Origin of the sequence: Nocardia sp. NBC_01730, assembly GCF_035920445.1 — a bacterium.
Classification (GTDB): Bacteria; Actinomycetota; Actinomycetes; order Mycobacteriales; family Mycobacteriaceae; genus Nocardia.
The window spans coordinates 6595867-6621961 of the sequence record NZ_CP109162.1 but is presented as its reverse complement, the minus strand read 5'-3'; the positions used below and the strand labels follow the sequence as shown (position 1 = coordinate 6621961).

22 protein-coding genes are annotated in these 26095 nt (G+C 67.4%); 11 read left to right on the top strand and 11 right to left on the bottom strand.

Annotated elements, in window-relative coordinates; all coding sequences use genetic code 11:
• Nucleotides 1-227: 227 nt before the first annotated feature.
• Together mshD and OHB12_RS27945 are read right to left on the bottom strand one after the other, a co-directional pair.
• On the bottom strand, nt 228-1148 hold the full coding sequence (mshD, locus tag OHB12_RS27950) for a mycothiol synthase (RefSeq protein WP_327112214.1): 921 nt from the start codon (nt 1146-1148) through the stop codon (nt 228-230).
• Between the two features lie 141 nt (nt 1149-1289).
• Nucleotides 1290-2054, bottom strand: a complete 765-nt coding sequence (locus OHB12_RS27945; RefSeq protein WP_327112212.1) for a winged helix-turn-helix transcriptional regulator — start codon at nt 2052-2054, stop codon at nt 1290-1292.
• A gap of 298 nt (nt 2055-2352) precedes the next feature.
• On the opposite strand from OHB12_RS27945, the gene OHB12_RS27940 reads away from it, so the two are divergent.
• From OHB12_RS27940 to OHB12_RS27915, 6 genes are all read left to right on the top strand, one after another.
• A complete protein-coding gene (locus OHB12_RS27940) occupies nt 2353-3153 on the top strand; it encodes an LmeA family phospholipid-binding protein (RefSeq protein WP_327112210.1) in 801 nt (266 codons plus the stop codon).
• Nucleotides 3150-3593 carry a thioredoxin family protein gene (locus OHB12_RS27935; RefSeq protein WP_327112208.1) on the top strand — a complete coding sequence of 148 codons (444 nt, stop codon included), beginning with the start codon at nt 3150-3152 and terminating at the stop codon, nt 3591-3593. Before OHB12_RS27940 ends, OHB12_RS27935 begins: the two co-directional genes overlap by 4 nt.
• A 288-nt stretch (nt 3594-3881) precedes the next feature.
• A complete protein-coding gene (locus OHB12_RS27930) occupies nt 3882-4427 on the top strand; it encodes a DUF4395 domain-containing protein (RefSeq protein WP_327112206.1) in 546 nt (181 codons plus the stop codon).
• A 29-nt stretch (nt 4428-4456) separates the two neighbouring features.
• Entirely contained in the window at nt 4457-5290 is an 834-nt protein-coding gene (locus OHB12_RS27925) for a sulfurtransferase (protein WP_327112204.1), read from the top strand.
• A 5-nt stretch (nt 5291-5295) separates the two neighbouring features.
• Nucleotides 5296-5601 carry a DUF1416 domain-containing protein gene (locus OHB12_RS27920; protein ID WP_327112202.1) on the top strand — a complete coding sequence of 102 codons (306 nt, stop codon included), beginning with the start codon at nt 5296-5298 and terminating at the stop codon, nt 5599-5601.
• 298 nt (nt 5602-5899) lie between these two features.
• The gene (locus tag OHB12_RS27915; RefSeq protein ID WP_327112200.1) at nt 5900-6607 is read left to right on the top strand and encodes an FABP family protein; all 708 of its coding nucleotides are present in this window, start codon (nt 5900-5902) and stop codon (nt 6605-6607) included.
• A gap of 435 nt (nt 6608-7042) precedes the next feature.
• Here OHB12_RS27915 and cydC read toward each other — a convergent pair whose 3' ends face one another.
• The 5 genes from cydC to OHB12_RS27890 form a co-directional block, all read right to left on the bottom strand.
• Nucleotides 7043-8722: a thiol reductant ABC exporter subunit CydC gene (gene cydC, locus OHB12_RS27910; RefSeq protein ID WP_327121556.1), complete on the bottom strand. Its 1680-nt coding sequence runs from the start codon at nt 8720-8722 to the stop codon at nt 7043-7045.
• 137 nt (nt 8723-8859) lie between these two features.
• The gene (locus OHB12_RS27905; protein WP_327112198.1) at nt 8860-10653 is read right to left on the bottom strand and encodes an ABC transporter ATP-binding protein/permease; all 1794 of its coding nucleotides are present in this window, start codon (nt 10651-10653) and stop codon (nt 8860-8862) included.
• 4 nt (nt 10654-10657) lie between these two features.
• Nucleotides 10658-11689, bottom strand: a complete 1032-nt coding sequence (cydB, locus tag OHB12_RS27900; protein ID WP_327112196.1) for a cytochrome d ubiquinol oxidase subunit II — start codon at nt 11687-11689, stop codon at nt 10658-10660.
• A 234-nt stretch (nt 11690-11923) separates the two neighbouring features.
• Nucleotides 11924-13414, bottom strand: coding sequence for a cytochrome ubiquinol oxidase subunit I (locus OHB12_RS27895; protein ID WP_327112194.1), 1491 nt, complete (start codon nt 13412-13414; stop codon nt 11924-11926).
• A 355-nt stretch (nt 13415-13769) separates the two neighbouring features.
• The gene (locus tag OHB12_RS27890; protein ID WP_327112192.1) at nt 13770-14690 is read right to left on the bottom strand and encodes an aminodeoxychorismate lyase; all 921 of its coding nucleotides are present in this window, start codon (nt 14688-14690) and stop codon (nt 13770-13772) included.
• A gap of 182 nt (nt 14691-14872) precedes the next feature.
• On the opposite strand from OHB12_RS27890, the gene ygfZ reads away from it, so the two are divergent.
• The 4 genes from ygfZ to OHB12_RS27870 all read left to right on the top strand — a co-directional run bounded on the left by ygfZ (nt 14873) and on the right by OHB12_RS27870 (nt 18143).
• On the top strand, nt 14873-15988 hold the full coding sequence (ygfZ, locus tag OHB12_RS27885; protein WP_442799866.1) for a CAF17-like 4Fe-4S cluster assembly/insertion protein YgfZ: 1116 nt from the start codon (nt 14873-14875) through the stop codon (nt 15986-15988).
• A gap of 101 nt (nt 15989-16089) precedes the next feature.
• Nucleotides 16090-16806 carry an MOSC domain-containing protein gene (locus OHB12_RS27880; protein WP_327112188.1) on the top strand — a complete coding sequence of 239 codons (717 nt, stop codon included), beginning with the start codon at nt 16090-16092 and terminating at the stop codon, nt 16804-16806.
• Entirely contained in the window at nt 16803-17756 is a 954-nt protein-coding gene (locus OHB12_RS27875; protein WP_327112186.1) for an asparaginase, read from the top strand. The genes OHB12_RS27880 and OHB12_RS27875 overlap by 4 nt, the downstream gene beginning before the upstream one ends.
• A gap of 174 nt (nt 17757-17930) precedes the next feature.
• Nucleotides 17931-18143 carry a DUF3073 domain-containing protein gene (locus OHB12_RS27870; RefSeq protein WP_327112185.1) on the top strand — a complete coding sequence of 71 codons (213 nt, stop codon included), beginning with the start codon at nt 17931-17933 and terminating at the stop codon, nt 18141-18143.
• 145 nt (nt 18144-18288) lie between these two features.
• Here the strand turns inward: OHB12_RS27870 and purM are convergent, their stop codons facing one another.
• Nucleotides 18289-19365, bottom strand: a complete 1077-nt coding sequence (gene purM, locus OHB12_RS27865; protein WP_327112183.1) for a phosphoribosylformylglycinamidine cyclo-ligase — start codon at nt 19363-19365, stop codon at nt 18289-18291.
• A 354-nt stretch (nt 19366-19719) separates the two neighbouring features.
• A complete protein-coding gene (purF, locus tag OHB12_RS27860) occupies nt 19720-21315 on the bottom strand; it encodes an amidophosphoribosyltransferase (RefSeq protein WP_327112182.1) in 1596 nt (531 codons plus the stop codon).
• Between the two features lie 214 nt (nt 21316-21529).
• Between purF and OHB12_RS27855 the strand changes: the two genes are divergently transcribed.
• A complete protein-coding gene (locus OHB12_RS27855) occupies nt 21530-22798 on the top strand; it encodes a YhgE/Pip domain-containing protein (protein ID WP_327121554.1) in 1269 nt (422 codons plus the stop codon).
• A 63-nt stretch (nt 22799-22861) separates the two neighbouring features.
• Here the strand turns inward: OHB12_RS27855 and OHB12_RS27850 are convergent, their stop codons facing one another.
• Both OHB12_RS27850 and OHB12_RS27845 read right to left on the bottom strand, forming a co-directional pair.
• Entirely contained in the window at nt 22862-23239 is a 378-nt protein-coding gene (locus OHB12_RS27850) for a sterol carrier family protein (protein ID WP_327112180.1), read from the bottom strand.
• A gap of 51 nt (nt 23240-23290) precedes the next feature.
• Nucleotides 23291-25636 carry a hypothetical protein gene (locus OHB12_RS27845; protein ID WP_327112178.1) on the bottom strand — a complete coding sequence of 782 codons (2346 nt, stop codon included), beginning with the start codon at nt 25634-25636 and terminating at the stop codon, nt 23291-23293.
• Nucleotides 25637-26095 lie beyond the last annotated feature (459 nt).

Below are 26095 nucleotides of genomic sequence, written 5' to 3'. Positions count from 1 at the left end.
TGGCGTTCGACTCGCCCGGTCCCTCACCGGCCCGGACGGGTGCTGTGGTGCTGTTCGCGAGAAACTTGTGCACCAGGCAGCAGCGTGCTGCCCTCCTTCAACCTAAAGTCACGTGGTTGACAGTTCGACCGACCTGGGTGAACAGAGAGTGAACAGCCCCGCGCGATCGCGGCCGTCGGGTGTGATGTTTGCCCCAGTTTTACTCCGTGCCTCCGATGGGCCGCCAACTATTCACTCTCGACCACCGCGTAGGCGACGTCGACGTGTGCAGGGGCGAATCCGAGGCGAGTGTAGGTCCGCACAGCGGCTGTGTTGTCGGCCTCGGTGTACAGCAACACCTCGGGAAGACCGCGATCGCGCAAATGGTGCAGGCCGGCCAGCGTGAGCAGACGGCCGAGTCCGCGGCCCTGCGCCACCGGATCGATGCCGACCACGTAGACCTCACCGACCGGCGGGTTCTCCTCGTAATGCACCTTGGTCCAATGGAATCCGAGCAGGCGGTCGGGGTCGCTCGCATCGGTGGCGAGGAACAGCCCCTTCGGGTCGAACCAGGACTCCGACCGGCGAACCTCGATATCGCGTTCGGTCCATCCCCCTTGTTCGGGATGCCAATGGAAGGCGGCTTTGTTCACCCGCAGCATCTCCGCGTCGTCGGCGGGGCCGGCGGAGGTGCGCAGCACGATGCCGTCCGGCAGCACCAGATCGGGTAGCTCTGACGTTGCCAGCGGACGCCGCATCTGCCACAGTTCGCGCACCGTGCGCAGATCCAGCCGGGCCGCCACGGCGGTGGCGGCGGGTCGATCGCCATGCGCCCAGACTCGCGCGCCGGGGCCGCCTTCCGCGAGCGCGGCCGAGACCAGTTCGGTTCCGATGCCGTGTCCGCGGGCGGCCGGGTCCACCACCACCTCGGCCATCGCCGGGTGTTCGCCGTGTGCTGGAACGAGATTGGCGTAGCCGGTGAGTACACCATCGCGCAGCGCGAGCAGATGGCGCACGCCTGTGGCCTCGGCCGAGGTCAGCGAGAGCACCGCCTGTTCCGAGGCCGGGGCGACACCGTCGGCGGCGGCGGCTCGCTCGACCAGTCCACGAATCGCACTCGCCGCGTTCGCATCCGGACGGTCGGTCCACTGTGTTGTCACGCCGATCATCGGACTCCGCTCCTCGCGCCATCGGACCCCGTTCGGAGTTCCGCTTCACGCAACGTCATCGGTGCGGCCCGCATTTCCCCGTCGACCGAACGGCACGTGGTCGCCGCCGGGCTACCGGAGATCACGCCGCGACCTGCCGCCTCACTGCAGGGAGCCGTTGACCGGGGCGAGCGGCGAGTCGTCGGTACCCTCGCTGTCGTCCTCCAGGAAGCTGACCGACTCGCCCTTGACCGCGGCCCGAGACGGTCGCACAGCCTTGTACCCGACGTTGCGGACCGTGCCGATCAGCGACTCGTACTCGCTGCCGAGCTTGGCGCGCAGCCGCCGGACGTGCACGTCGACCGTGCGGGTGCCGCCGAAGAAGTCGTAGCCCCACACCTCCTGCAGCAACTGCGCGCGGGTGAAAACCCGGCCCGCGTGCTGAGCGAGGTACTTCAGCAGCTCGAACTCCTTGTAGGTGAGATCGAGCGGGCGCCCACGCAGCCGCGCGGTGTAGGTGCCCTCATCGATCACCAGCTCGCCGAGGGTGATCTTGCCGCTGTTCTCCTGGCTCGCCACGCCGCCGTTGCGCCCGACCAGCAGTCGCAGCCTGGCGTCGAGTTCGGCGGGCCCGGTGCTGGGCAGCAGGATGTCGTCGAGGCCCCAGTCCGCGTTCACCGCGACCAGGCCGCCCTCGGTGAGCACCGCGACCACCGGCACAGACGACCCGGTGCTGCCGAGCAGGCGGCACAGGCCGCGAGCCGCTGCCAGATCGGTACGTGCGTCCACCAAGGCGACATCCGCGGAGCCTGCCTCGAGCAGCGACGCCACTTCGGTGGGCACCGGACGCACGTTGTGCGCCAGCAACCCCAGCGACGGCAACACCGACTCGGGGTTGGGGTCGGAGGTAAGCAGGAGCAGTTCCACAGGCCCTCCTCCCATCTCGTAGCTCCGCGGGCTCAGCGACTGAGCTGCGTGCCCACGTCGCTGATCACAGGTAATCGGATGCAAGATTAGCGCGTTAGTGCGAATGACCACGCGTTCCGGGTCCCCTGCCCGCTCCGGGCGACTCCCGGAAACTCCACAACGCGACGACAGATATCGTGCGTACATGGCTAACTCACCGAGTACGGCCGAAACCCAGCCGGATACTCGACCGCCGGCCCGCGACGCAGCTCTCGCGGCAGCCACGGCCGGCAAGAAACGCGGAGAGGCGGCCTAGCGCATGCGCAAGCTGATCATCGGCCTGCTGTGCCTGGCGGGACTCGCGGTCGTCGTCGACTTCGGCACCGCGGCCTATTCCGAATACCGCGTCTCACGCGCGCTGCGCGACGGCGCTGATCTCACCGCCGACCCCGAGGTAACGATCCACGGCTTCCCCTTCGTCGGTCAGGCCTGGGACAGCCGCTACGACAACGTCGAGATCCGGGCGCGGGCCAAGCGCCTGGACATTCCCGGCGAGATCGCGCTGGAGGCGACGCTGACCGGCGTGCGGCTGCCGGTGGGCGAGCTGGTCGACGGCAGTCTGCGTGGAGTTCCTGTGGAGCGGGTGGACAGCAGGCTGCGGGTGGAGCCCACCGAGCTCGGCAGGCTGTTCAACATCCCGGACCTGCAGGTGCACTCACGCCCCGCGGACAAGTCCGACGGAACGGGCGGGTCGGGCGGATCCGGCATGACCACCACGGGCGCGCTGGTGCTCACCGGCACCCTGCCCGAGACCCCCGGTGCCCAGTTCGGTGGTGAAAAGGTGAGCGTGCAGGCCGATCTGCTGCTCGACGGCGATCAGGTGAAGATCGTCGCGACCGGCTTCTATCGCGGTGCCCCCGGCACCGAGACCATGCCGGTCGCGCTGATCACCGAGACCGATCGCCCCGCGGTGCTCGCCCGGTTCACCCGTACCATCGATACGAAGGAGTTGCCGTTCGGTGTCCGGCCCACCAAAGTGTCCGCCCAGGGCGGGCAGATCGTGGTGGAGGGCAAGGGCGTGAACGTCACGATCGACCTCGACCGATTGCAGCGACCATGATCAACATCGCAATTCTGGCAGTAGTGCTGCTCGCCGCGCTGGTGGTCGGCGTCGTGCTACGCCGTCGCGAGGGCAGGGTGCGCGCGGCGAACGTCATCGAGATGTCCGGCTCGACGCGCGCCGAGTTGCTCGCGGAAGTCGGCGTGACCGGTTCCGGTCCGGCGGTGCTGCATTTCTCCGCCGAATGGTGCGGCCCGTGCTCCGCTGTTCGCCGGGTGGTTGCCAATGTCACAGCACAGCTGGCGCGATCGCCGCAGCCGCCGCTGGATATCGAAGTGGACGTCGATGCCGAACCGGCGCTGACGCGCGAACTGAACGTGCTCTCCCTTCCCACCACTTTCGTCTTCGACAGCGAAGGGCGGGAGCGGTTCCGGATCTCCGGCGTGCCGAAAGCCACGGATCTGCACTCCGCGCTGGAGCCGCTCACCGTGGCCGCCTGAGCTGCGATGACAAGCCCCCCAGACGGCTATGTCCAACCCCGGGTCCAATTCTCCCGCCGAATTGGGTAAACTGCTCTCGTGCTTTCCAACCACGAGCTGATGCTCACCCGACGCCGCACAGTGGATCTGTGTCGGCTCGGTGGTTGTTGCTGCCTGTGCCGCTGATCGGTCGGCTTCCCCGGATTTCCTGACGCCGACCGCTGTCTGCCGCGCGAGTGATCTCGTAGATCCTCCGGCGGACTGGCAACTTTCCAGTCATTCGACATTTTCAGCGCAGGAGTACGCACAATGCCCATCGAGACCAGTAATACTTCCCGAAATCTCGCCAATTCCGCCGCACAGGTCGATGTCCGCGGCCCCCGGTTCGCCGCCTGGGTCACCACCGCCGTCCTCGTCCTGGTCCTCCTCGCCGCCGCGTTCTCCCCAGCCGCCGCCGCGGTGCTCATCGCGCTGCAGGCGGTCGTCTTCGCTGTCGGCGCCGCCATCGGTCCGCGCCGCCACCCGTACGGCCGGATCTACGCGACGTTCGTCGCGCCGCGTCTTGCTCCGACCAGCGAGACCGAGCCGGTGGCCCCTCTGCGGTTCGCACAACTGCTCGGCTTCGTCTTCGCGGCCGTCAGCCTGCTGGGCTTCACGCTCGGCTCCACAGTCGTCGGCGCGATATTCGCCGGCTTCGCCCTGTTCGCGGCGTTCCTGAACGCGGCGTTCGGGATCTGCCTGGGTTGCCAGATTTATCCGCTGGTCGCCCGCCTCCGCCGGACTGGTCCGGTTGGCGGTGTTCCTGCCGCCTCCAGGCCTGACGCGCACACCGCCGGGTCCCCGGCATCGAACTGACCCTGCACGTCATCTCTGAAAGGAAAACAATGGCTCGCTCCGATGTCCTGGTCTCCGTTGACTGGGCCGAAGAGAACCTCAACGCCCCCGGCGTCGTCTTCGTCGAGGTCGACGAGGACACCTCCGCCTACGACGGTGGGCACATCGAGGGTGCCGTCCGGCTCGACTGGAAGAAGGACCTGCAGGATCAGGTTCGTCGCGACTTCGTGAACCAGGAGCAGTTCTCCGACCTGCTCTCGGCGCGTGGCATCTCGAACGACGACGAGGTCGTCCTGTACGGCGGCAACAACAACTGGTTCGCCGCGTACGCCTACTGGTACTTCAAGCTGTACGGCCACAACAATGTCAAGCTGCTCGACGGTGGCCGCAAGAAGTGGGAGCTCGACGGCCGACCGCTGTCGACCACGGCTGTGAACCGCCCCGCCGCCCAGTACAAGGCGTCCGCGCCCGATGTATCGATCCGGGCGTTCCGTGACGAGGTCATCGCGGCCATCGGCAGCAAGAACCTGGTCGACGTCCGTTCGCCGGACGAGTTCTCCGGCAAGATCCTGGCGCCCGCGCACCTTCCGCAGGAGCAGAGCCAGCGTCCCGGCCACATCCCCGGCGCGATCAACGTGCCGTGGAGCAAAGCCGCGAACGAGGACGGCACCTTCAAGTCCGACGCCGAGCTGACCGAGATCTACCAGGAAGCCGGCCTGGACGGCGAGAAGGACACCATCGCGTACTGCCGTATCGGTGAGCGTTCCTCGCACACCTGGTTCGTGCTGCAGGAACTGCTCGGCCACCAGAATGTCAAGAACTACGACGGGAGCTGGACCGAGTACGGCTCCCTCGTCGGCGCACCGATCGAGTTGGGAGAGTAATCAACATGTGTGCAGCACCTACCCAGGGTCAGGCCATCCCGGCCGGCGTCGACGTGGAGAAGGAGACGGTCATCACCGGCCGTGTCCTGAGCATCGACGGTCAGCCGGTCGGCGGCGCGTTCGTGCGCCTGCTCGACGGCAACGGTGATTTCACCGCCGAGGTCGTCGCCTCGGGCACCGGCGACTTCCGGTTCTTCGCCGCTCCTGGCGCGTGGACCGTCCGGGCGCTGTCCTCTTCGGGCAACGGTTCCGCCGAGGTTCGCCCCGAAGGCGCGGGCATCCACTCTGTGGACGTCGCGGTCGCCAAGTAAGCGACCGCACGCGAGCACGGTCCCGGTCTTCCCATCAGAGCGCCCGGACGGACAAACCCTTCCGACGACGCTCAGAGCGCTCGGACGGACGAACGCTTCCGACGACGCTCAGAGCGCTCGGACGGACGAACGTCCGACCGCCGCCTATGACGGGAAGCACCGGGGCCGTTTGCGTGCGGCGGCGCGGATGTCGTTAGACTCCAAATGTGGTCGTCTTCTTCGAGATTCTGCTGGTGGCTGTGGCCGTACTGATCGGCTGGTTCGGGCTGTACGTCTTCTACCGCCTGTTCACCGAATCATGAGCGAACTCGCGAGCGAAGGTTCCAACCCGGCCGAGCGAGCGAGTGAACAACTGAACGGCAACGCTCCGGCCCAATCCCCTGGTCGCCTCGGCGGCGACCGGTCCGTCGCCGATGCCGCCGAACGGGCGAAATCGACGGGTGTCCGCAACATTCCGGTCCTACCGGAACTTCCGCTGCCCGACGACACCGCGAACCTGCGGCTCGGGCCCGACCTGAGTTCCTCGATGCTCGCGCTACTGCCGCTGGTCGGTGTGTGGCGCGGCGAAGGCGAGGGCAACGATCCCGAGCGCGGCGACTACCGGTTCGGCCAGCAGATCGTCGTCTCACACGACGGCGGCGACTATCTCTGCTGGGAATCCCGTTCCTGGGTCATCGACTCCGACGGCAGCTACAACGGCCCCGACCTGCGCGAAAGCGGCTTCTGGCGGGTCGGCGTCGACGGCAACGACGAGGTCATCGAGCTGCTGCTCACGCACAGCACCGGCATCGTCGAGCTGTTCTACGGTCAAGCCCTCACGCAGTCGTCCTGGGAGCTGGCCACCGACGTGGTGATCCGTAGCCAATCAGGCATCGTGGTCGGCGGCGCCAAGCGCCTCTACGGCATCGTCGAGGGCGGCGACTTGGCCTACGTCGAAGAACGGGTCGTAGCCGACGGGCCGCTCGAGCCCCGCCTCTCGGCCCGCCTTCAGCGGTACATCGGCTGATCCGCCTCTCCGGGTCCTTAGGCCGTACTAGTCGAGTGGCGCGGGATTTGCGTTCAGGTCCTGCGTTGAGTATCACTCGAGTTCTGGGCGTACCCGGCGAGTTACCCATGTACTGACGAAATCAGTTGTCGCGTTAGCGAAAGGGGACCGGCGGTGCCACCTCTCTCGTAGCTCAGCAGAAAAGAACAACCCCCGAGCCATGACCGCGGATGCAACTCACGCGGTCCCGGTCGGACAGACCGGGGCTCGGGGGTCGGGTGACTGCCTGGATTTCGCTCAGCGCTCGCGCGGGCGGAATCCACCTGCAGCGGTGGCGCTAGCGGACAGCCACCTCACGTGTCCTATGAATAACCATTCTTCGAACCACCTCCTTCCTCGTGTACGAACGAATCTAGCGAGGTGTCAGCGCGTCGGCAACGGAATTTCTCGCTGAGCCTAAACAGGCGCGCCCTGAGCCCGGAAATCGGTAGTCACCTGGCCCGATGCAGCGATCCGCAGCACCGTGTCGGCGCGATGATCTTGTGGCAGTTGATGTGTGACGACAACAACGATCCGATCCGGTTCGACGAGGCCGCTTTCGGCGTCCAGCAGATCCCGCAGCAGGCAGGCACCGGCTTCGGCCTCGAGATGCTCGGTCGGTTCGTCGAGCAGCAACACTCGTGCTGGTGCGACCAGGGCGCGCGCGAGCAGGATACGGCGGCGCTGGCCGCCGGAGACGGCGGCCGCTCCCCCGACCAGGTCGGTGCACACGCCATCCGACAGAGAATCCAGCCAGTCGCCGAGACCGACTGCGCGCAAGGTGGTTTCGGCCTCCGCGACGGTGAGGTCGCCGCGGGCGACGCGCAGGTTCTCCAGGACGGACGTGCCGAACAGGTGCGCGTCCTCGGCGAAGAAGGTGACACCGGGACGGGGAGTGTCGAACAGCCCCGCCCATGCCATCAGCAAGGTGGTCTTCCCTGCGCCGCTCGGGCCGACAACGGCGACCCGGCGCCCCTCCGGCAACTCCACCGCGGCAGGACCCTCCTCGGACCGACCGGCCACAGCCGCCGCGGTGAGGCCGTGGTCGGGCCGATCGGTCCTCGGCGAGCCGGTGTTCCACGCGCCGCGGGCAGCCAGTGCTTTTTCGAAGTGGACCAGGCGGTGCAGAGCCGCGCGGGCGGTTGTCAGCGCCTGTGCCGCCGCGGGCAGCGGGCCGACCGCCTCGAAAGCCGAGAGCGGCAGCAAGACGAGCACGACCAGCGCCATCGGGGTCATCGCGCCTGCGGTCCCGCCGTACGGGCCGTAGAGGGTGATACCGATCAGCAGGGCGCCGATGACGCTGACGCCGATCGAGAGTGGTGTGGCCGCTGCCGACCACGCGCCGCGCGAGGCCGCGGTGTCTTCCGCGGCGACAGCCCGGCGCGACGCGTCCGCGGCGGCGCCCATGGCAGCGTCGAGGCGCCCGGCAACACGCAGCTCGGGCGCGTGGTCGAGGATCGTGAGGGCCTGCGCGGTGAACTCGGCACGGTCCGCGCGCACGGCACGCTCTGCGGCGCGGGCCGCTCTGGCCGACAGCCACGGTGCGACGATGCCCGACAGCGCAAGCGCACCGGCCAGAATCGCGGCCGCGACCACCGAGATGGTTGCCAGCAGGCCCACCCCCGCGACGGCAAGCACGACGGCGACCGCGACGGGCACGAACGCACGCACCACGACCGCGCCCAGATCGTCGATGTCACTGCCGATCCGAACGAGGAGATCCCCCCTGCGCGGCGGAGTGGAACCAGCACGCCCTCGCGACCCCTCGGAGTCGCTGCCGGAAGTCCTCGGCCTGCGCAGCCAGAAATCGGAGCGGGCCAGCGTGCGGTAGACCGTCGTCCGCGCCGTTGTCATGGCCCGCAGGGCGACATCGTGGGTGGTGAGGCGTTCGAGGTAGCGGCAAAGGCCGCGGGAGATGCCGAGGGCGCGCACCGTGACGACGGCAATGCTCAGGTCGAGCACCGGCGGCATCTGCCAGGCGCGGGCGATGAGCCAGGCGGCCAGTGCCGCGAGACCGAGGCCGCTGCCCAGCGCGAGCACGCCCCACGTGATCGCCACCGTGACCCGCCAGGGGGACAGCTCCAGCAGCGCCCACATTCGGCGTAGGTCGCCGAGCAGGGTGCTGCCCGCACCGCGCGGAGCGGTCCGCGTCGTGTCCGTCGTCGCACGCCTGCCTTCCGGCCCGCGCCGGGCTCGATGTGTGCCAGGAAAGAACTTCCGCGCGGACAACGCGTTCATCGAACCACCGCCGCTCCGTGATCGGCACGCACCTGGACGACGTAGTCGGCCGCGGCGAGAACCGTGGGGTGATGTCCGATGACGACCACCGTCGCGCCCGCGCGCGCCCGCCCCCGCAGCGCCGCCAGCACGGCCGAAACGCTCGCGGCGTCAAGGTGCGCGGTCGGCTCGTCGAGCAGCAGGATCGGGCGGTCGGCGGCGAGCACCCTGGTCAGCGCGAGACGTTGGCGCTGACCGAGTGACAGACCCACGCCACCGGGACCGACCATGGTGTCCCAGCGGTCCGGCAGATCGTCGAGCACGGCATCGAAACCGGTGGCGGCACAGGCCGCTTCGAGGTCATCGAGAACGCAGGCCGGTCCGCGTGTGGCCGGACGCACGGCTCGCGCGCCGAGCAGCTCGAGGTTGTCCCGCAGGGTTCCCGGTACCAGCACCGGTCGCTGCGGAAGCCACGCCACACGCGCCCACCAGCGGTCCGGGTCCAGGTCGCGTACGTCGACGCCGTCGCAGGTCACCGAACCACGCTCCGGTGCGAGGAGACCGAGGATCGCCTGCACCGCCGTCGATTTCCCGCTGCCGTTGGGTCCGGTCAGCACGGTGACCGCGCCAGGCCGCACAACAGCCGACAACCCCGCGGGCGCGACCCCGTCCCGCGCCCGTACCGACAGATCCCGCAGCTCGATCGATCCGGCCGCCCAATCGTCCGGCGCGAGACCGCCGGACGCATCTGACGCGTCGGGTGCCGACTCGAGGACGGCGAATGCCTTGTCCGCGGCCGCCATTCCATCCTGTGCGGCATGGAAACGCTCACCGACCATCCGCAGCGGCAGATACACCTCCGGGGCCAGCACGAGGGCGACCAAGCCCGCATACAAACTCATCTCGCCGAACACGAGACGCAGCCCGATGGAGACCGCGATCAGCGCCACACTCAGGGTCGCGAGCATCTCCAGCACCATCGACGACAGGAAGGCGATGCGCAGGGCGCGCATGGTGCGCTGCCGCAGCGCCTCGCCGAGATCCCGTACGCGATACTGCATAGTGCCCGCACCGCTCTCCGGCGAACTCGAACCGTCGCCGCGCTGCCGGACTTGCGAGGAAGGCTCTGCCGGAAAGGATTCCGCGGTGCTGGTCTCGCGGCCGAGCGCCCGCAACGTCGGCATACCCGCGAACAGGTCGAGCAATTGATCCGAAAGCCGGGTCGTCGCCGTGAGCGTGGCCTCGGCCCGCCCCTGCGTCAGCAGCCCGATGAGGATCATGAACACCGGGATCAGCGGCAGCGTGAGCACCGCGATCACGCCGGAGGTCAGGTCGTGCAACGCGATGACGGCCAGCACGATCGGCGGGACGAGCACCGCGAGCAGGAGGGCGGGCAGATAGCCGACGAGGTAGCCGCGCAGTCCCGACAGCCCGGTGCCGACGACCACCGCCAATTCGGTTCGACGCGTATCCAGTTCGCGCGGAGTCAGCCGCGCGCCGGCTGCGAGCACCGCCGTTTCGAGCTCCGCCACCACACTCGCGCCCGCCCGGTGTGCCAGCCTGGACTGGATCCACGTGGCGAGCACCCGGCCCACGATCGCGAGTGCGAGCACGGCTAGCTCGAGTGTCCACGCGCCCAGGGTGCGGCGGCCGGGGTCGGTGACAACTCCCGCGAGCACCCGTCCGAGCATGACCGCCGCGACCACGATCGAACCGGTGATCACCAGCGACAGACCGACGCTCAGCACCAGGTAGCGGCGGGCCGAGCGGGCGTACCGCCACAGGCGCGGATCGATCGGAGGACGGGCCATGGCGTCAGTCCTCCACCGGTCCCAGCGGAAGGCCGATCGGGGCTGGGATCTGCTCGACTGTGACGCGCTTCCGGAACACCCAGTACGTCCAGCCCTGGTAGACCAGCACAACCGGGGTGACGAGCACCGCCGCCCAGCTCATCACCTTCAGCGTGTATGGCGTCGAGGAGGCGTTGTGGATGGTCAGGTCGAACGCCGAATCGAGGGTCGAGGGAAGCACATTCGGGAACAGCGACCCGAACAGCAGCGCGGTGGCGGCCGCCACGGTCACGGTGGTCCCGGTGAACGCCCACCCGTCGCGGTGGGCGAAGTCGGCCGCCGCCGCGATAGCGAGCCCGAGCACGGTCGGCACCAACGGAATCCAGGTCCACCCGGTGCCGTAGGCAAGCTGGGTCCACAGCCCGAACGCGCCGACCACGACCATGGCGGGCACCAGCAGCAGCCGGGCCGTGCGCCGCGCGTCGTCGCGCACCTCCCCGCCGGTCTTGAGCACCAGGAACATCGCGCCGTGCAGCGCGAACAGTAACGCCGTCGCCAACCCACCGAGCAAGGCGTACGGCCCGAACAGATCCCACACCGTGCCCGCGAACTGCTTCTTCTCGTTCAGCGGAACCCCGTGCACCACGTTGGCGAACACCCAGCCCCAGGCGATGGCCGGTATCCAGGAACCGATGCCGATGCCGAGGTCGCAGCGGGCCCGCCAGCGCGGATCGTTGATCTTGCCGCGGTATTCGATGGCGCAGATGCGCAGGATCAGCGCGACGAGCAGCAGCAGCAGCGCGAGATAGAAGCCGGAGAACAGGCTGGCGTACCACTCCGGGAAGGCCGCGAACATCGCGCCAGCCGCGGTCAGCAGCCAGACCTCGTTGGCGTCCCACACGGGCCCGATCGTGTTGAGCACCACACGTCGTCGCGCGTCGGACCCCTTCCCGAGGATCGGCATGAGCATGCCGACGCCGAAGTCGAAGCCCTCCAGCACGAAGTAGCCGGTGAACAGCACGCCGATCAGCACGAACCAGAACTCTTGCAAACTCATCGCCGGCTCCTGGATTGCCTCGAACAAACTTGTCGGTGCCCCGCCGTACGGCGGTCTTGCGTCGCAAACGGTGCTCCGGGCCGCCAGGCGCGGGTCAACAAAGCCTGCGGAGAGTTCGGCGTCTGCCGGACCACTTGCCGGTCTGCTGGAACTGAGCTCGATGAAGCAGGAACCTCTGCCCGACAACGGCAAGGCACACCTGAGAAGGGTGGTGCCGAACTTGTTCGGCACGCTTCAGTAGGCGAACGAAAGCTGCTCAACGTCTTCGACATGGGAGCGGCCTCCTTCCTGCGTATCGTCCGGTCCGCCGTCCTCGGACCGGATAGCCGCGGGCGCTTCGGGTCCGGCGATCACGTACCTGCGCATCAGGTAGAACCACACCGCCGCCAACGCGCCGTACACCAGCGTGAAGGTGATCAGCGAGAAGAGCACCACGCCGGGCGAATGGTTCGAGACACCCTGCTGGACGGTGAGTCGTAGGTTCGGATCACCGGTCGGGTTCGGCACGACAACCCAGGGCTGGCGGCCCATCTCGGTGAACACCCAGCCTGCGCTGTTGGCCAGGAACGGCGTCGGGATGACGAGCAGGCTCAGCCAGGAGAACCAGCGCTGGTCCGGTACCCGGCCGCGACGGGTGAGCCAGAGCCCGGCAAGCGCGAGCAGCGCCGCGCCCGCCGACAGGCCGATCATGGCGCGGAAGGACCAGTAGGTGACGAACAGGTTCGGCCGGTAGTCGCCGACACCGAACCGGTCGTTGTAGGTCTTCTGCAGGTCGACGACGCCATCCAGCGTCACGCCGGTGAACTCGCCCTCGGCCAGCCACGGCAGCACGTACGGCACCTCGAGCACATGCGTGACGCTGTCGCAGTTGTTGTGCGTGCCGACGGTGAGAACCGAGAAATCGGGGTCGGTCGCGGTGTGGCACAACGATTCCGCTGAGGCCATCTTCATCGGCTGCTGCTCGAACATCAGCTTGCCCTGGACGTCGCCGGTATAGACCAGCGCGGCCAGCGACACCAGTATCACCCAAATGCCCGCCTGCGCCGCCGGCCGCCACATCGTGCGCGCCTCGGCCTGCTTCGCGTCGCCGCCGCGCGCGTTGCGCACCATCCACCAGCCCGCGATACCGGCGACGAAAGTGCCTGCGGTGAGGAAGGATCCGGCGACGACGTGCGGGAAGGCCGCCAACGTCGTGTTATTGGTGAGCACCGCGACGATGCTGTCGAGTTCCGCGCGTCCGGTCGCCGGGTTGTACCTGGCGCCGACCGGATGCTGCATGAACGAGTTGGCGGCGACGATGAAGTACGCCGAAGCGTTCACACCGATCGCGACCATCCACATCGAGCCGAGGTGGACGAGTTTCGGCAGTCGGGTCCAGCCGAAGATCCACAGCCCGAGAAAAGTCGACTCCATGAAGAAGGCGACCAGGCCCTCCAACGCGAGAGGGGCGCCGAACACGTCACCGACGAATCGGGAGTACTCACTCCAGTTCATCCCGAACTGGAATTCCTGCACGATGCCGGTCGCGACACCGAGCGCGAAGTTGATCAGGAACAGCTTGCCGAAGAACTTGGTCAGCCGCAGCCAGTGCTCCTTGCCGGTGATCACCCACGCCGTCTGCATGGCGGCCACCAGCGGCGCGAGCCCGATCGTCAACGGCACCAAGAGGAAGTGATAGACGGTCGTGATGCCGAACTGCCATCGGGAGATGTCCAAGGCGTTCAAGCCGACCTCCTGCGTATCTACGACGTGACGTAGTAAGACTACGCCGGAGACAGCCGAGAACAATGAGTCCTAGACCACGCCACACCGAAGCCTGTGCCGGATTTCGCCGGATTGCCGTGCTCGCCGCCAACCCGCACCCGTCTGAAGTAGACGGAGATCACGAAGCGGAGGGGATCAGCGAGGTGGGAGAGGTGGCACCGCCGTCGGCTTCTCGCTGACGCGACAACTGATCTCGCCAGCACATGGGTAGCTCGACGGGTACGCCCAGTACTCGAGCAGCACCCAACGCAGGACCTGAACGCGAATCCCGCGTCACCCGACTAGTACGGCCTAAAGACCCGGAGAGGCGGAACAGTCACCAGTCGCCGATCGCTCCTGCTCGCTCGATGCCGCGATCCACCAGCTCGATGATCTCCTCGGCGTTGTCCGGCGCGGACATCCGCAGTCCGTCCAGCGAGTTCACCCGCGCCGCGAGCGAGATGCTCGACAGCATCCAAACGCTGTCGCAGGTCAGCAGATCGGCTGTGAAAAGCGAGTGGTAGCGGCATTCCCAGCCCGCTTTCTCGGCCTGCACGAACAGGGCACGCTGGGTGACCCCGGGGAGCACGCCGTTCTTGGCGGGCGGTGTGATCAGTTGCTTGTCGCGCGCGATCACCACCGTGGACCGCGGGCCCTCCAGCACCCGGTTCTCGGTGCTGGTGAAGATCACGTCGTCCGCGCCCATCCGCGCGGCGAACCGCAGGGCCGCCATGTTGCTCGCATAGGACAGCGTCTTGGCGCCGAGCAGCTGCCACGGTGCCGCCTGGGCGAGGTCGATCGAGATGCCACGAGACAGCGTCACCACGGAAACGCCTTCGGTGCGGGCCTTCTCCACCCGATCGGGAACCGGAAGCACCAGCACGAAGGCCGTGGGCACCGGAACGGCGGCCGCGAGATCACCGGTCTTCACCTTGTCAGGCGTGCCGGACAGGGCGGAGTCGCGGCCGCGGGTGAGCACCAGCCGCATCAGCCCCTCGCGCTCGCTGCCCCATTCCTTCGCGGCGGTCTCGATCGCCTCCCGCCATTTCCCGAGCTCCGGTTCGGGCAGATCCAACGCCTGCGCGGAGCGACGCAGTCTGCCTAGATGAAATTCGATCGCGCACGCGTTCCCGGCGCGCAGCAGCACCGTCTCGAAGACACCGTCGCCGCGCAATACGCCGATATCGTCCGCAAATAACAACGGCGCGTCCGAATCTCGGACCACGCCATCGAGTGTGACAAGAACTCGATCCACCATGGGAAGAGCGTAGGCGGTGCGAGCGAACCATGCCCATCGCATGGCCGAGTTCGCAGCACCTTTTATCCAGGTTCAGCACGCGGCCGGGTGCAATGCTCGCCCGATTCCGATCCGCTATGTCGAAAACCAGGTCGACAGCCCAGTTGACACACGGCGTTCCGACCGCGCCTAGAGTGGGAAAGGTGTCCGTGGTCGCAGCGCCCAGCCCCATCCTCAGCGCGTCGGGAGCCGTCGCGGGAGCACCGGGTTCGCCCGATGCCGCCGTCGCGTGGCACTACGGTGATCCGTTCGGTGAACAGCGCGCCGCCGTCGAGCGCGCGGCGATCGTGGACCGCTCACATCGCTTCGTCCTGCGCATCACCGGCGCGGAGCGGCTCACCTGGCTGCACACCATTTCCAGTCAACATGTCGCGGCCCTCGGCGACGGACGGTCGGCGGAGAACCTGGACCTCGACCTGAACGGCCGGGTGCTGCACCACTTCGTGCTCACCGAACTGGACGCCACCGTCTGGATCGACACCGAGGCCGAGCATGGGTCCGACCTGCTCGCCTTCCTGCAAAGAATGGTGTTCTGGGCCGACGCCCAACCCGTCGAGGCAACCGACCACGCGGTGCTGAGTCTGCTCGGACCACGGATCGCCGACCTGTCCGAGGCGCTCGGCGTCGCCGCCCTTCCCAGCGTCTACGAGGCGACGCCGCTGCCAGGAGGTGGCTTCCTACGCCGGATGCCGTGGCCGACGGCGGACTCCTTCGACCTGGTGATCCCGCGCGACCAACTGTCGGACCTGTGGACCCGGCTCACCGCGGCGGGCGCCACACCTGCGGGCATGTGGGCCTTCGACGCGCTGCGCGTCGCGGCGGTGCGCCCCCGGATCGGACTCGACACCGACGAGCGGACCATCCCGCACGAGGCCCACTGGATCGGCGGCGTAGCCGAACACGGAGCGGTCCATCTCGACAAGGGCTGCTATCGCGGCCAGGAGACCGTCGCCAGGGTGCACAACCTGGGCAAACCACCGCGGCAGCTGTTGCTGCTGCATCTGGACGGCTCAGCCGACGAGCGCCCGGCCACCGGCGACGACATCACCGCGGGCGGCCGCACGGTCGGCCGACTCGGCACGGTGGTCGATCACTACGAACTCGGCCCGATCGCGCTCGCCCTGATCAAGCGGGCGGTTCCAGCCGACACCGCGCTGTCCGCCGGCCAGGTCGCGGCGGCCATCGATCCCGATTCGGTTCCTATCGACGACGCACCGCAGGCCGGCCGGATGGCGGTCGACCGGCTGCGCGGGCGCTGACCCACCGATGACAACCGATCGACGCGGGCCGCTCGACTCCCACCGACATCCCGACCCGCGCAGCGGCGAACTCTCGATCAGCTACGAGAGGAGCGGTGCCCATGCGTGTCGGTGACTCCGGAGAAGTCCTTGCGGTGTGCGTGGTGCACGCCGACTTGGAGACGCCTGGCCGGGTCGGTCGCACCGCGATCGACAAGCGTCCGGTACCGGGCCGGGTCGCGGTGCACACCCTCGGCCTGGACGGCGATCACGTCTGCGACACAAAGCATCACGGCGGCGTGCACCAGGCCGTCTACGCCTACTCCGACGCCGACGCCCACAGCTGGGGCGTGGAACTCGGCCGGGAGTTGCCCGCGGGCTGGTTCGGCGAGAACCTCCGCATCACCGGGCTCGCCGTCAGTGACGCGGTGATCGGCGCGCGCTGGTCTATCGGCGATACTTTGCTGGAGGTGAGCGCGCCGCGCGTGCCCTGCGCAACATTCCAGCAGTGGAGCGGAGAACAGCAGTGGGTGAAGCGGTTCACGCTGCGCAGCGACACGGGCGCCTATCTGCGGGTGCTCACCGAGGGCACCATCGGCGCGGGTGACCAGGTGTCGGTGGTGTACGTCCCCGCGCACGGCGTCACCGTCCGCGACCTGTTCACCGGCGCCGATCCCGACCTGCTCGCGATACTGCTCACCGACGAACCGACCATCTCCGACGACGTGCGTGCGCAGGTCGAACGACACGCGCGCAGGCATACTGCCGCCACATTGGCCGCCGCCCGCCGGGACGCGGCGACCAGTACCGACGAACTCGGCACGGGAGCGCAACTGTGAGTGTGGAACTGGTCGAAGTCGTCCGTTCCGGCTTCCGCGAGTGCGTGCACCGCGGCTCGGTGGTGGTGCTCGACGCCGCAGGCGAGCCGACCGTCGCGCTCGGCGAGGTGCACCTGCCGATCTTCCCGCGCTCGACGAACAAGCCGATGCAGGCGATCACCCTGCTGCGGAACGGTTTCGAACCGGTCGACGACGCCGAGCTGGCCATCGCGACCGCCTCGCACTACGGCGAGCCGGCCCACATCGCCCTGGTGCGCAGACTGCTCGAGCGCTTCGGCTTCGACGAGAAATCCCTCGAATGCCCGCCCGACTTGCCGTTCGACGAGCACGCCCGCGCGGCCGTGCTCACCGGCGCTCAGGAACCGCGCCGCATTTACATGAATTGCTCCGGCAAGCACGCGGCGATGCTCGCGACCTGCGCGATCAACGGCTGGCCGACCGAGGGCTACCTGGACGAGGCTCATCCGCTGCAGCAGGCGATCATCGCCACGATCGCCGATCTGACCGGCGAGCCGGAGACCGATCTCGGCATCGACGGCTGCGGGCTGCCGATCATTCCGGTCTCGCTGGTGAACCTGGCCCGGGTGTTCGCGACCATGGCAACGGCCGCACCCGGCGACCCGGAGCGCCAGGTCGCCGACGCCATCCGAGCCCATCCGCGAGTGATTTCCGGCACGAACGGGCCCGATCTTCTTGCCATGCAGGCCACCCCCGGCCTGGTCTGCAAGATCGGCGCGGACGGTGTGCACGCAGGAGCGCTGCCGGACGGATCTGCTTTCGCATACAAGATCGAAGACGGCCACGACCGGGCCCGAATACCGCTGACGCTGGCCATTTTGCATCGGTTGGGGGTCGATTGGACCGATGCGCACGCCGAGCTGGCGGCCCCCGCGGTGCTCGGCGGCGGCGCCCGAGTCGGTGTGATCCGCGCTATTCCCGGGGTCGTATAGCGATTCCACCCGGGGCGACAACCGGGCAAACGGCGACGGTTCCGGAGATCTTCACCCACTCATGGAAGCGAGACCGCCGGACACACGCTAAAGTGTCTGTCAGGAAGAGTATTAATTCGAACGGGGCCGCCACCAAACCCCAGGCCGCCCCGCAGTGACGCGAGGGGGTCAGCCATGGGCCGTGGCCGGGCTAAGGCAAAGCAGACCAAGGTCGCGCGCGAGCTGAAGTACAGCTCGCCGTCGACCGACTTCACGAGCCTTCAGCGCGAGCTTTCCGGAAGCCCCAACTCCGAGCGGAGTGGTGATGTGCTGTCCGATGAGCACGACGCGGACAAATCCATGTCCCGCTGGGAACAGGACGACGACTACGACGACTGGCGCCGCTGACTCGGATGAACGTCTGAAGGGGGAGGCCGACGGGCCTCCCCCTTCGAGCGTTGTCGCGGGTTGACGGACTGGCGCCGAAAAGGCTTGCAACGCATCAGAGTCCCGCATCATCCGATGCGGGACTCTGATGTGTCTTCCACCCCTGTCAGAACCGGGGGTGCTCACCGATCAGTACGGCGCGAACCGCGTCGGCGTCCTTGGCCTTCTTGACCGTCCCCAGCGTCCAGCACTCGATGTGCCGCGCGGTCAGCACGGCGAGCGCCCGGTCGACGTCCTCCGGGGCGACGACAGCGACCATGCCGACTCCCATGTTGAATGTCTTCTCCATCTCGGCCCGCTCCACCCGGCCGCGCTGCGCGATCATCTTGAACACCGACGCCGGGGTCCAGGTGCCGCGGTCCAGCTCGGCCACCATGCCGGGCGGCAGCACCCTGGCCAGGTTGGCCGCCAGCCCGCCGCCGGTGACGTGTGCGAAGGTGCGCACGTCGGTCTCGGCGATCAGCGCGAGGCAGTCCTTGGCGTAGATCCTGGTCGGCTCGAGCAGCTCCTCGCCGAGGGTGCGGCCGAATTCCTCGACGTGCCCCGTCAGCGACATGCGGTCGATGTCGAGCAGCACCTTGCGGGCCAGGCTGTAGCCGTTGGAGTGCAGGCCGGAGGACCCCATCGCGATCACGACGTCGCCGGGGCGGACCCGGTCCGGGCCGAGCACCGCATCGGCCTCGACCACGCCGACACCGGTCGCGGACAGGTCGTAGTCGTCCGAGTCCATCAGGCCGGGGTGTTCGGCGGTCTCACCGCCGAGCAGCGCGCAACCCGCGCGCACACAACCCTCGGCGATGCCCGAGACGAGTTCGGCGACCTTCTCCGGTACGACCTTGCCGATGGCGATGTAGTCCTGCAGGAACAGCGGTTCCGCGCCGCATACCACGAGGTCGTCCACCACCATCGCGACCAAGTCCAAGCCGATGGTGTCGTGCTTGTCCATCGCCTGCGCGACCGCGATCTTGGTACCGACGCCGTCGGTGGAGGCCGCGAGCAGCGGCTCCCGGTAGCCTCCCTTCAGCGCGAACAGTCCGGCGAAACCTCCGAGGCCACCTTGCACCTCGGGCCGGGTCGCCTTCTTCGCCAATGGTCCGAACAACTCGACTGCGCGGTCACCTGCCTCGATGTCCACGCCGGCCGCGGCGTACGAGGCACCACCACTGGGGGTCTGTTCAGTCATTATCGGGGAGAGCTCCAAACCGAATCGGCGGATAGATGCCTGCTCACGCTACCGGAGTCGGATAACGACCCCGCACCGGTGTTGGCTCACCCTCTTGACAATCCGGCGGAGCGAACCGTAATGCGGGCCATCAGTCCGCGATATTCGCGCTGAACAGTCCAGGTATCCTGGCCCGGCGGGGGCGCTGTTCCAACTGGTCGGGCACCGGCCGCCACCAGACGTCGCGTGCACTCTTGCCGCGGCGCCCGCAGCACGCGACCACGACCACCCTGCTCGTTCATCGCCCTGAAGCGAAGCGTCGCCGAATCGGCCTCGGTCCCCGCTTGGGGACAGACCTGCGATGTCCTGGCGCGTTCACGGACGGCTCAGCGCGCTCGCATTCGCGTTCTCGCTCAGCAACGTTGACTCCGATTGCCCGGTCAGCATGCCTTCGAGCACGTTCTTGCCGATAGCGGCCTCGGTGGGCAGCGGGATCGGGTAGTCGCCGTCGAAGCACGCGCAGCACAGCCGGGAGCGTGGCTGCTCGGTCGCGGCGATCATGCCCTCGGTGGAGATGTAGCCGAGCGTGTCGGCGCCGATCGACCGGCGCACGCCCTCGACCATGTCCTCGAAGCTGCCTTCCGTGCCCGCGCCGTTGGCGATCAGCTCCGCCCGCGAGGCGAAGTCGATGCCGTAGAAGCACGGCCACTTCACCGGCGGCGAGGCGATCCGCACGTGGATCTCCAGCGCGCCCGCCTCACGCAGCATCCGGATCAGCGCGCGCTGGGTGTTGCCGCGGACGATGGAGTCGTCCACGACGATCAGGCGCTTGCCGCGGATGACCTCGCGCAGCGGGTTGAGCTTGAGCCGGATGCCCAGCTGACGGATGGTCTGGCTCGGCTGGATGAAGGTACGCCCGACGTAAGCATTCTTCATCAGTCCCTGGCCGTAGGGAACACCCGAACCCTGTGCGTAGCCGACGGCGGCGGGGGTGCCGGACTCCGGCACCGGGATCACCAGATCCGCCTCGACCGGATGCTCCTTCGCGAGGCGGCGACCGATCTCCACCCGGGTGGCGTGCACGGAGCGGCCCGCGATGGTGCTGTCCGGCCTGGCCAGATACACGTACTCGAAGACGCAGCCCTTCGGCTCCGGGTTGGCGAAGCGCATCGAGCGCACGCCATCGGCATCGATCGCCAGCAGTTCACCCGGCTCGATCTCGCGCACGAACGCGGCGCCGACGATGTCCAGCGCGGCGGTCTCACTGGCAACGACCCAGCCACGCTCCAGCCTGCCGAGGCACAGCGGCCGCACACCGTGCGGGTCGCGCGCGGCGTACAGCGTGTGCTCGTCCATGAAGGTGAGGCAGAACGCGCCCTTCAGGGTGGGCAGCAGTTCCATGGCGGCCTGCTCGATGCTGGAGTCCGCCGCGGCGTGCGCGAGCAGCGCGGTCATCACGTCCGAGTCCGAGGTCGCCGCGGCGGGCTGCGGACGCCCGTGCAGGACGGTGGCCGCGAGCAGGCCGAGCTCTCTTGCGCGGCTTGCCAATTCGGCAGTGTTGACCAGATTGCCATTGTGTCCCAAGGCAAGTCCGGAACCGACCGCGGTGGTGCGGAAGATGGGCTGGGCGTTCTCCCAGGTCACTCCCCCGGTGGTGGAGTAGCGACAGTGACCGACGGCGATGTGGCCCGGCATGGCGGCCAACGTCTGCTCGTCGAACACTTGGCTGACCAGACCGAGATCCTTGAATACGAGGATCTGCGACCCGTCCGACACCGCGATGCCCGCTGCCTCTTGCCCACGGTGCTGCAATGCGTACAGGCCGTAATATGTGAGCTTCGCCACTTCTTCACTCGGCGCCCAGACTCCGAACACACCACACTCCTCGCGTGGCTCGTTCTCGTCCACGTCCGGGGCGGCGGTAAGCGAGGTGGCGGAAATGCTGTCGACCGGCAATTCGGCGTTGGTCACCGTTTGCTCCCTGTTCGGGCGGGCTGGGGGCAGATTTCATTCTACGGGTGAATGCCCGCGGACGATCACCGCCACCGCATCCGAGCAGCAATCCGCCCGGTATACCTACAGATTTCCGACACCCACAACTGTTACCGTGCGCACCGTGACGACTACGGACGACACGGGCAGGACGGGGTCGGCCGCGGCCGCAGTGCGCAGACCTTGGGCTCGTATGGTGCTCGCCCCGATCGGCGTGCTGACACTACTGACGGCACTGCTCGGCATCATGTATCTCGACTACGTCATCGATCCGGAAAAGAACCTGCACGACTTCCCGATCGCGCTGGTGAACCAGGATGTCGGCGACACCATCGGGACCGCGGACAAGCCGCGGCAAGTGAACTTCGGCAACCAGATCACCGACGCGCTGGCGCATGGCGTGCCGTCCGACAAGGTCGATCTGCGGGTGATCAGCATCAACGAGGCCGAGCGGCAGATGCAGTCCGGGCAGGTCTACGGCACGATCGTCGTCCCGAGCGATTTCAGCAAGCGGCTCGGCATTCTCGGTGTGGGCAGTGTCATACCCGGGGACATCCAGCGGCCGATCATCACGTTGCAGACCAACCCGCGCACCGGAGCGTTCGGCACCCAGATCGTGCTCCGGGTCGGCAACGAGGCGCTGACCGAGGTGAACAAGCAGGTCGGCAAGCAGCTGATTGATCAGGTGAACGCCCAGCTCGCGCCGCGGCCGGGCAGCCCGCCCTCGCCCGAACTATCCGGCGCCACCCGGGTCGCGCTCGCACAGCCGGTGCAAGTGGTGGTGCAGCAGTACCATCCGTTGCCCGACGGCACCGGGCAGGGCCTCATCGCATTCTTCTATGCGCTGCTGCTGTTGTTGGCCGGCGTGGTCGGCGCGATGGTCATCCACACCATGATCGATGCCCAACTCGGTTTCGTGCCCACCGAATACGGGCCGTGGTATGTGCACTATCCGCCAACGCCGATCTCACGCTTCAAGACGCTGCTGATCAAGTGGGGCGTGCTGGTGGTGGCCGCGAACATCGTCTCGGCGGTGTTCCTGATCGTCGGCGAGCTGCTGGACATGCCGATCGACCATCCGCTCGCGCTGTACCTCTACAGCGCGCTGGCCATCATCGCGGTGGGGGCGACCGGGCTGTCCATGCTCGCGTCGATCGGCTCGGCGGGATTGCTGGTGAACCTGATCCTGTTCGTCATCCTCGGCTTGCCCTCCTCCGGTGGCACCGTGCCGATCGAGGCGACGCCGAAGTACTTCGGCTGGCTGGCCTCGTTCGAGCCGATGCACCAGGTGTTCCTCGGTGTGCGGTCGATCCTCTACTTCGATGCCGATTTCGACGCGGGGTTGTCGCGCGGGGTGTGGATGGCGGTCTTCGGCCTTGCGATCGGACTGGTGTTCGGCGCTGTGGTCACCCGCTTCTACGACCACAAGGGACTGCACCGCGGCAATCGCGTCCAGGCATGAGCGAGCGCAGCGAGCGAACAGTCGACACAGCGGAGCGCGCAATCGGTTCGCTCCGTTCGCGGGTCAGTCACTGGTGGCTCGGACGAACGGCAGCCAGTGCGCCACCTCGGCTGCTCGGCGTCCGGAGGCGCTGACCGCACCGGAATTCACCGCCGCGTCGAACTCCAGCAGGCCGGTGGCCAGCAACAGCCAGGTGCGCGGATCGGTCTCCACCACGTTCGGCGGGGTTCCCCTGGTATGCCGCGGACCCTCGATGCACTGCACCGCGACGAAGGGGGGAACGCGGACCTCCACCGAGTGCCCAGGGGCGTTCGCGGCAAGGGTGCGCGCGGTGGTGCGTACCGCCGCCGCGAGTTCGGTGCGCGCGGGGGCCGGTGCGGTGTCGTCCCGCAGCCATGTGCTCACCGCCGCCACCGCGGCCCGCAGCTCCCCTGGGGCCACTGTCCCTCGTCGCGTCACCTCGCCGACGTTACCGCTGACGGCCCTGCCGGTTCACGCGTCCCATGGGTCGAGCCCACCACCGGGATCCATATGGTCGAGGTTGGAAATTCGTCGGGTCGACTCCATCAGCCGTGCACGGTTCAGCTCGGATTGATCGGCGTGGTAGGCCTGGGTGGCATCGCGGTGCATCCGCGCCACCCGCTGCCCGATTTCCCAGCGCGTGGCGCGACCGACGCCGTTCCATTCATCAGGCGTGATCGCGGTACGCAGCGCTCGGTCCGAATGCCAGTTCCGCTCAACGGTTTCGATGAAACGGTGATCGATGGGCGCACCCGGTGGTGGCGCGCTGGTGTTTCTGGCGAAGCTGTTCGCCGCGATCACAGCCTGCGCGGCGAAGGCCCTGCGTGCAGGGTCGTCCACATGATTTTCCACGGCGCGTGCCGCCGCAACGGCCTTCTGTAGTGGCTTGAAACTATTCTGGCTCTGCGACGTCGTCGACTTCTGGGTACTCAGGGCCCGTATCGCATTGCTGACGTGTTCGCGGCTCCCACCAGCAGAAATCAGGGCACTGGGCAGCTGCGCGTCGGGGATTTTGCTGTCTTCCAAGCGTTTCAGTGCGTTCGCCACCCCGAGTTCGGTGCGCATTCCGCCGAAGCCGGCAGCGGCGTCCACGGCCAGCACTCGCCAGTTCGTCCGGGCCAGCTGGCCCCAGATGTGCGATTCCCGCCGCATCGGTGCGATTTCGACGTTGGCCAGATCAATCCGTCTGCGTCCGCGTGCCTGCGGGTTGAGGGGGTTGGTCGTTCCCGCGGCGAGCCATGCCGCGGCCGGTGAGGAGTTGATGGTGTTGAGTGCCGCGAGTCCGGTAACCAACCCACGGCCGGAGCTGGCGGCATGGGACGTGCCCATGCCGAGGGCCGCGCCACCGCTACTCGCGGATTTGACCTGACCGCCTTGCACCGCGAGCGCGAATCGATTGGCAATCCAGTCATTGCCGCTGGTGAGGCTATGGGAGAGGCGTTTCAGCTGTGAGATCGCGATGATTTCGACGGCGCCCGCGATGACGATCACCGCCATCACCTGCCCGCGGGCCTGCTGGAACAGGTTGCCCATGAACAGCAGATAGACACCGAGGAAGATGGTGTAGGCGGTCATCCGTGCGGCGGCGATGAAACTGTCGACGATATTACGGACCAGGAATGTCTGGCTCGGACCGTAGACGAATCCGCCCGCGGCGAACCCGAAGATCGACATGAACCCGTGGTAGATCGTGTCCAAGGCGGCCTTGATGACCTTGATACCGAGGTAGGCCGCGAACAACAACAGGATCCCGCCACAGACCAACAACATCAGCCCGGTGCCGATCTGGCCCATACTCGGGTTCGCGGCCTTGGCGTGCGCGGCCGCGTCCCCGCATGCCTTCATACCGTTCTTCACCCGGTCGTCGTCACCGGACAGCACGCCCGCCGACCACACCGACCGGCACGCGGGCCGCTCGTCGACCACATGCCCGAAGTTCCACACCTGTAGCGGACGCCGGGCGAAATTATCGGCCAGATTCCCCTGCATCGTCGCCACCAACTGGTTCGGATTCGGGTTGCCATTGCCATTCAAACCGGCCGCCACCGAAATACCCAGATCGCGGCCCTGCGCCAGCAAGCCGTGCGAGGACAGCACATCCTCCAGCGGCTCAGCCAGGAACACCGGCCCCACTATCGCGACCCCGACCATCGTCACCACCTGCATCGCGGCCTTCGCGTGATAGCCCCGCACGATGAACCACGCCACGAAGAACGCCCCGATCGCCGCAGCTGTCACCAACACCAACGGTGTCGCCACTTGGCCGGTCAACGCATCCGCCACTCCGCGCAGCGCGGAGGAGAACATGTCCAGCCACCGGAAACTCAACGCGTACCCGATCAACCAAATCGCCGTTGTGACAATGGCGAGGTAGCCGATGAACTCCAGACCGACCACCGCCCACACGATTGTGGCGCCAGGGTTCAGCGGGCCGCCATGATCGCTGGCGAACAGATAGTTGGCCAGTGGAACGCCGGACGAGTCCTTGATGTTCATCCAACTCAGCCCGTCGACCTCGGACGCACTACCGGCCGAGGCCGCCTGCTGCTGCGCGGTGGCCACCGCACCCACAGCACCAGGAAAGACGAAGAGCGCCAACAGAATCAATGCCAGCCAGACTGCGCGCCGCGGCCACGGTCCGACATCGGCCAATCGCAGCCGCAACCGGATCAACTCATCGAAGATCTGGTTCAGATCGATTCTCGAGGTGTGGCGCCGTCGAAACCCGGCACTGTCGAGGTGGATCATGACGACGCGACGAATCTCGCCGCCGCGGAGCAGGTGTGCATGAGAGTCCTCATCCCATTTCGAACTCATCGTCCTCGGTCACCCCCGATGCAGGTCGTCACTCGTCGGACAGATCAGGAGCTCGGCCTCGTCAACCGCCACCGTGGATGTTGCTCGAGCACACACACTTTCGGTATTCAGTGCGAGGCACAGAGGGACAGTACGTCTGTCTCGTTGACAGGTTGCAGACAACGCTCACCACATTGCGTGAACAACAAGTGACGTAATTCGAAAGCCGGACCGGTCGCCGGATCAGTGAAACGTGTTCTGCTGCAACGCAAGAGCATCACGCCACAAGTTAGCTCTACCACGTGCGAAACCCGCAACCGAACGAGGAAACTCATCGCGTCGGCGGGCTCGTGGCGAATGTGCGGCGGGCTGCACCGGTCAGGAACGCGCGTTTCCGCCCTCGGCGCGACAGCTCGATGTGCGCTACAGCCCGAAGGCCGCGGTACAAATCGCTGGTCCGGGATCAGCCCCGAGGATGCG

Coding starts and splice junctions, on each gene's coding strand:
- cydB (WP_327112196.1), bottom strand. CDS start 11,689: ATGAGTTTGCAAGAGTTCTGGTTCGTGCTGATCGGCGTGCTGTTCACC.
- OHB12_RS27880 (WP_327112188.1), top strand. CDS start 16,090: ATGCGTGTCGGTGACTCCGGAGAAGTCCTTGCGGTGTGCGTGGTGCAC.
- OHB12_RS27925 (WP_327112204.1), top strand. CDS start 4,457: ATGGCTCGCTCCGATGTCCTGGTCTCCGTTGACTGGGCCGAAGAGAAC.
- OHB12_RS27915 (WP_327112200.1), top strand. CDS start 5,900: ATGAGCGAACTCGCGAGCGAAGGTTCCAACCCGGCCGAGCGAGCGAGT.
- OHB12_RS27845 (WP_327112178.1), bottom strand. CDS start 25,636: ATGAGTTCGAAATGGGATGAGGACTCTCATGCACACCTGCTCCGCGGC.
- OHB12_RS27930 (WP_327112206.1), top strand. CDS start 3,882: ATGCCCATCGAGACCAGTAATACTTCCCGAAATCTCGCCAATTCCGCC.
- mshD (WP_327112214.1), bottom strand. CDS start 1,148: ATGATCGGCGTGACAACACAGTGGACCGACCGTCCGGATGCGAACGCG.
- OHB12_RS27890 (WP_327112192.1), bottom strand. CDS start 14,690: ATGGTGGATCGAGTTCTTGTCACACTCGATGGCGTGGTCCGAGATTCG.
- OHB12_RS27870 (WP_327112185.1), top strand. CDS start 17,931: ATGGGCCGTGGCCGGGCTAAGGCAAAGCAGACCAAGGTCGCGCGCGAG.
- OHB12_RS27940 (WP_327112210.1), top strand. CDS start 2,353: ATGCGCAAGCTGATCATCGGCCTGCTGTGCCTGGCGGGACTCGCGGTC.
- OHB12_RS27855 (WP_327121554.1), top strand. CDS start 21,530: ATGGTGCTCGCCCCGATCGGCGTGCTGACACTACTGACGGCACTGCTC.
- OHB12_RS27935 (WP_327112208.1), top strand. CDS start 3,150: ATGATCAACATCGCAATTCTGGCAGTAGTGCTGCTCGCCGCGCTGGTG.
- OHB12_RS27905 (WP_327112198.1), bottom strand. CDS start 10,653: ATGGCCCGTCCTCCGATCGATCCGCGCCTGTGGCGGTACGCCCGCTCG.
- OHB12_RS27920 (WP_327112202.1), top strand. CDS start 5,296: ATGTGTGCAGCACCTACCCAGGGTCAGGCCATCCCGGCCGGCGTCGAC.
- purM (WP_327112183.1), bottom strand. CDS start 19,365: ATGACTGAACAGACCCCCAGTGGTGGTGCCTCGTACGCCGCGGCCGGC.
- cydC (WP_327121556.1), bottom strand. CDS start 8,722: ATGTGGGCGCTGCTGGAGCTGTCCCCCTGGCGGGTCACGGTGGCGATC.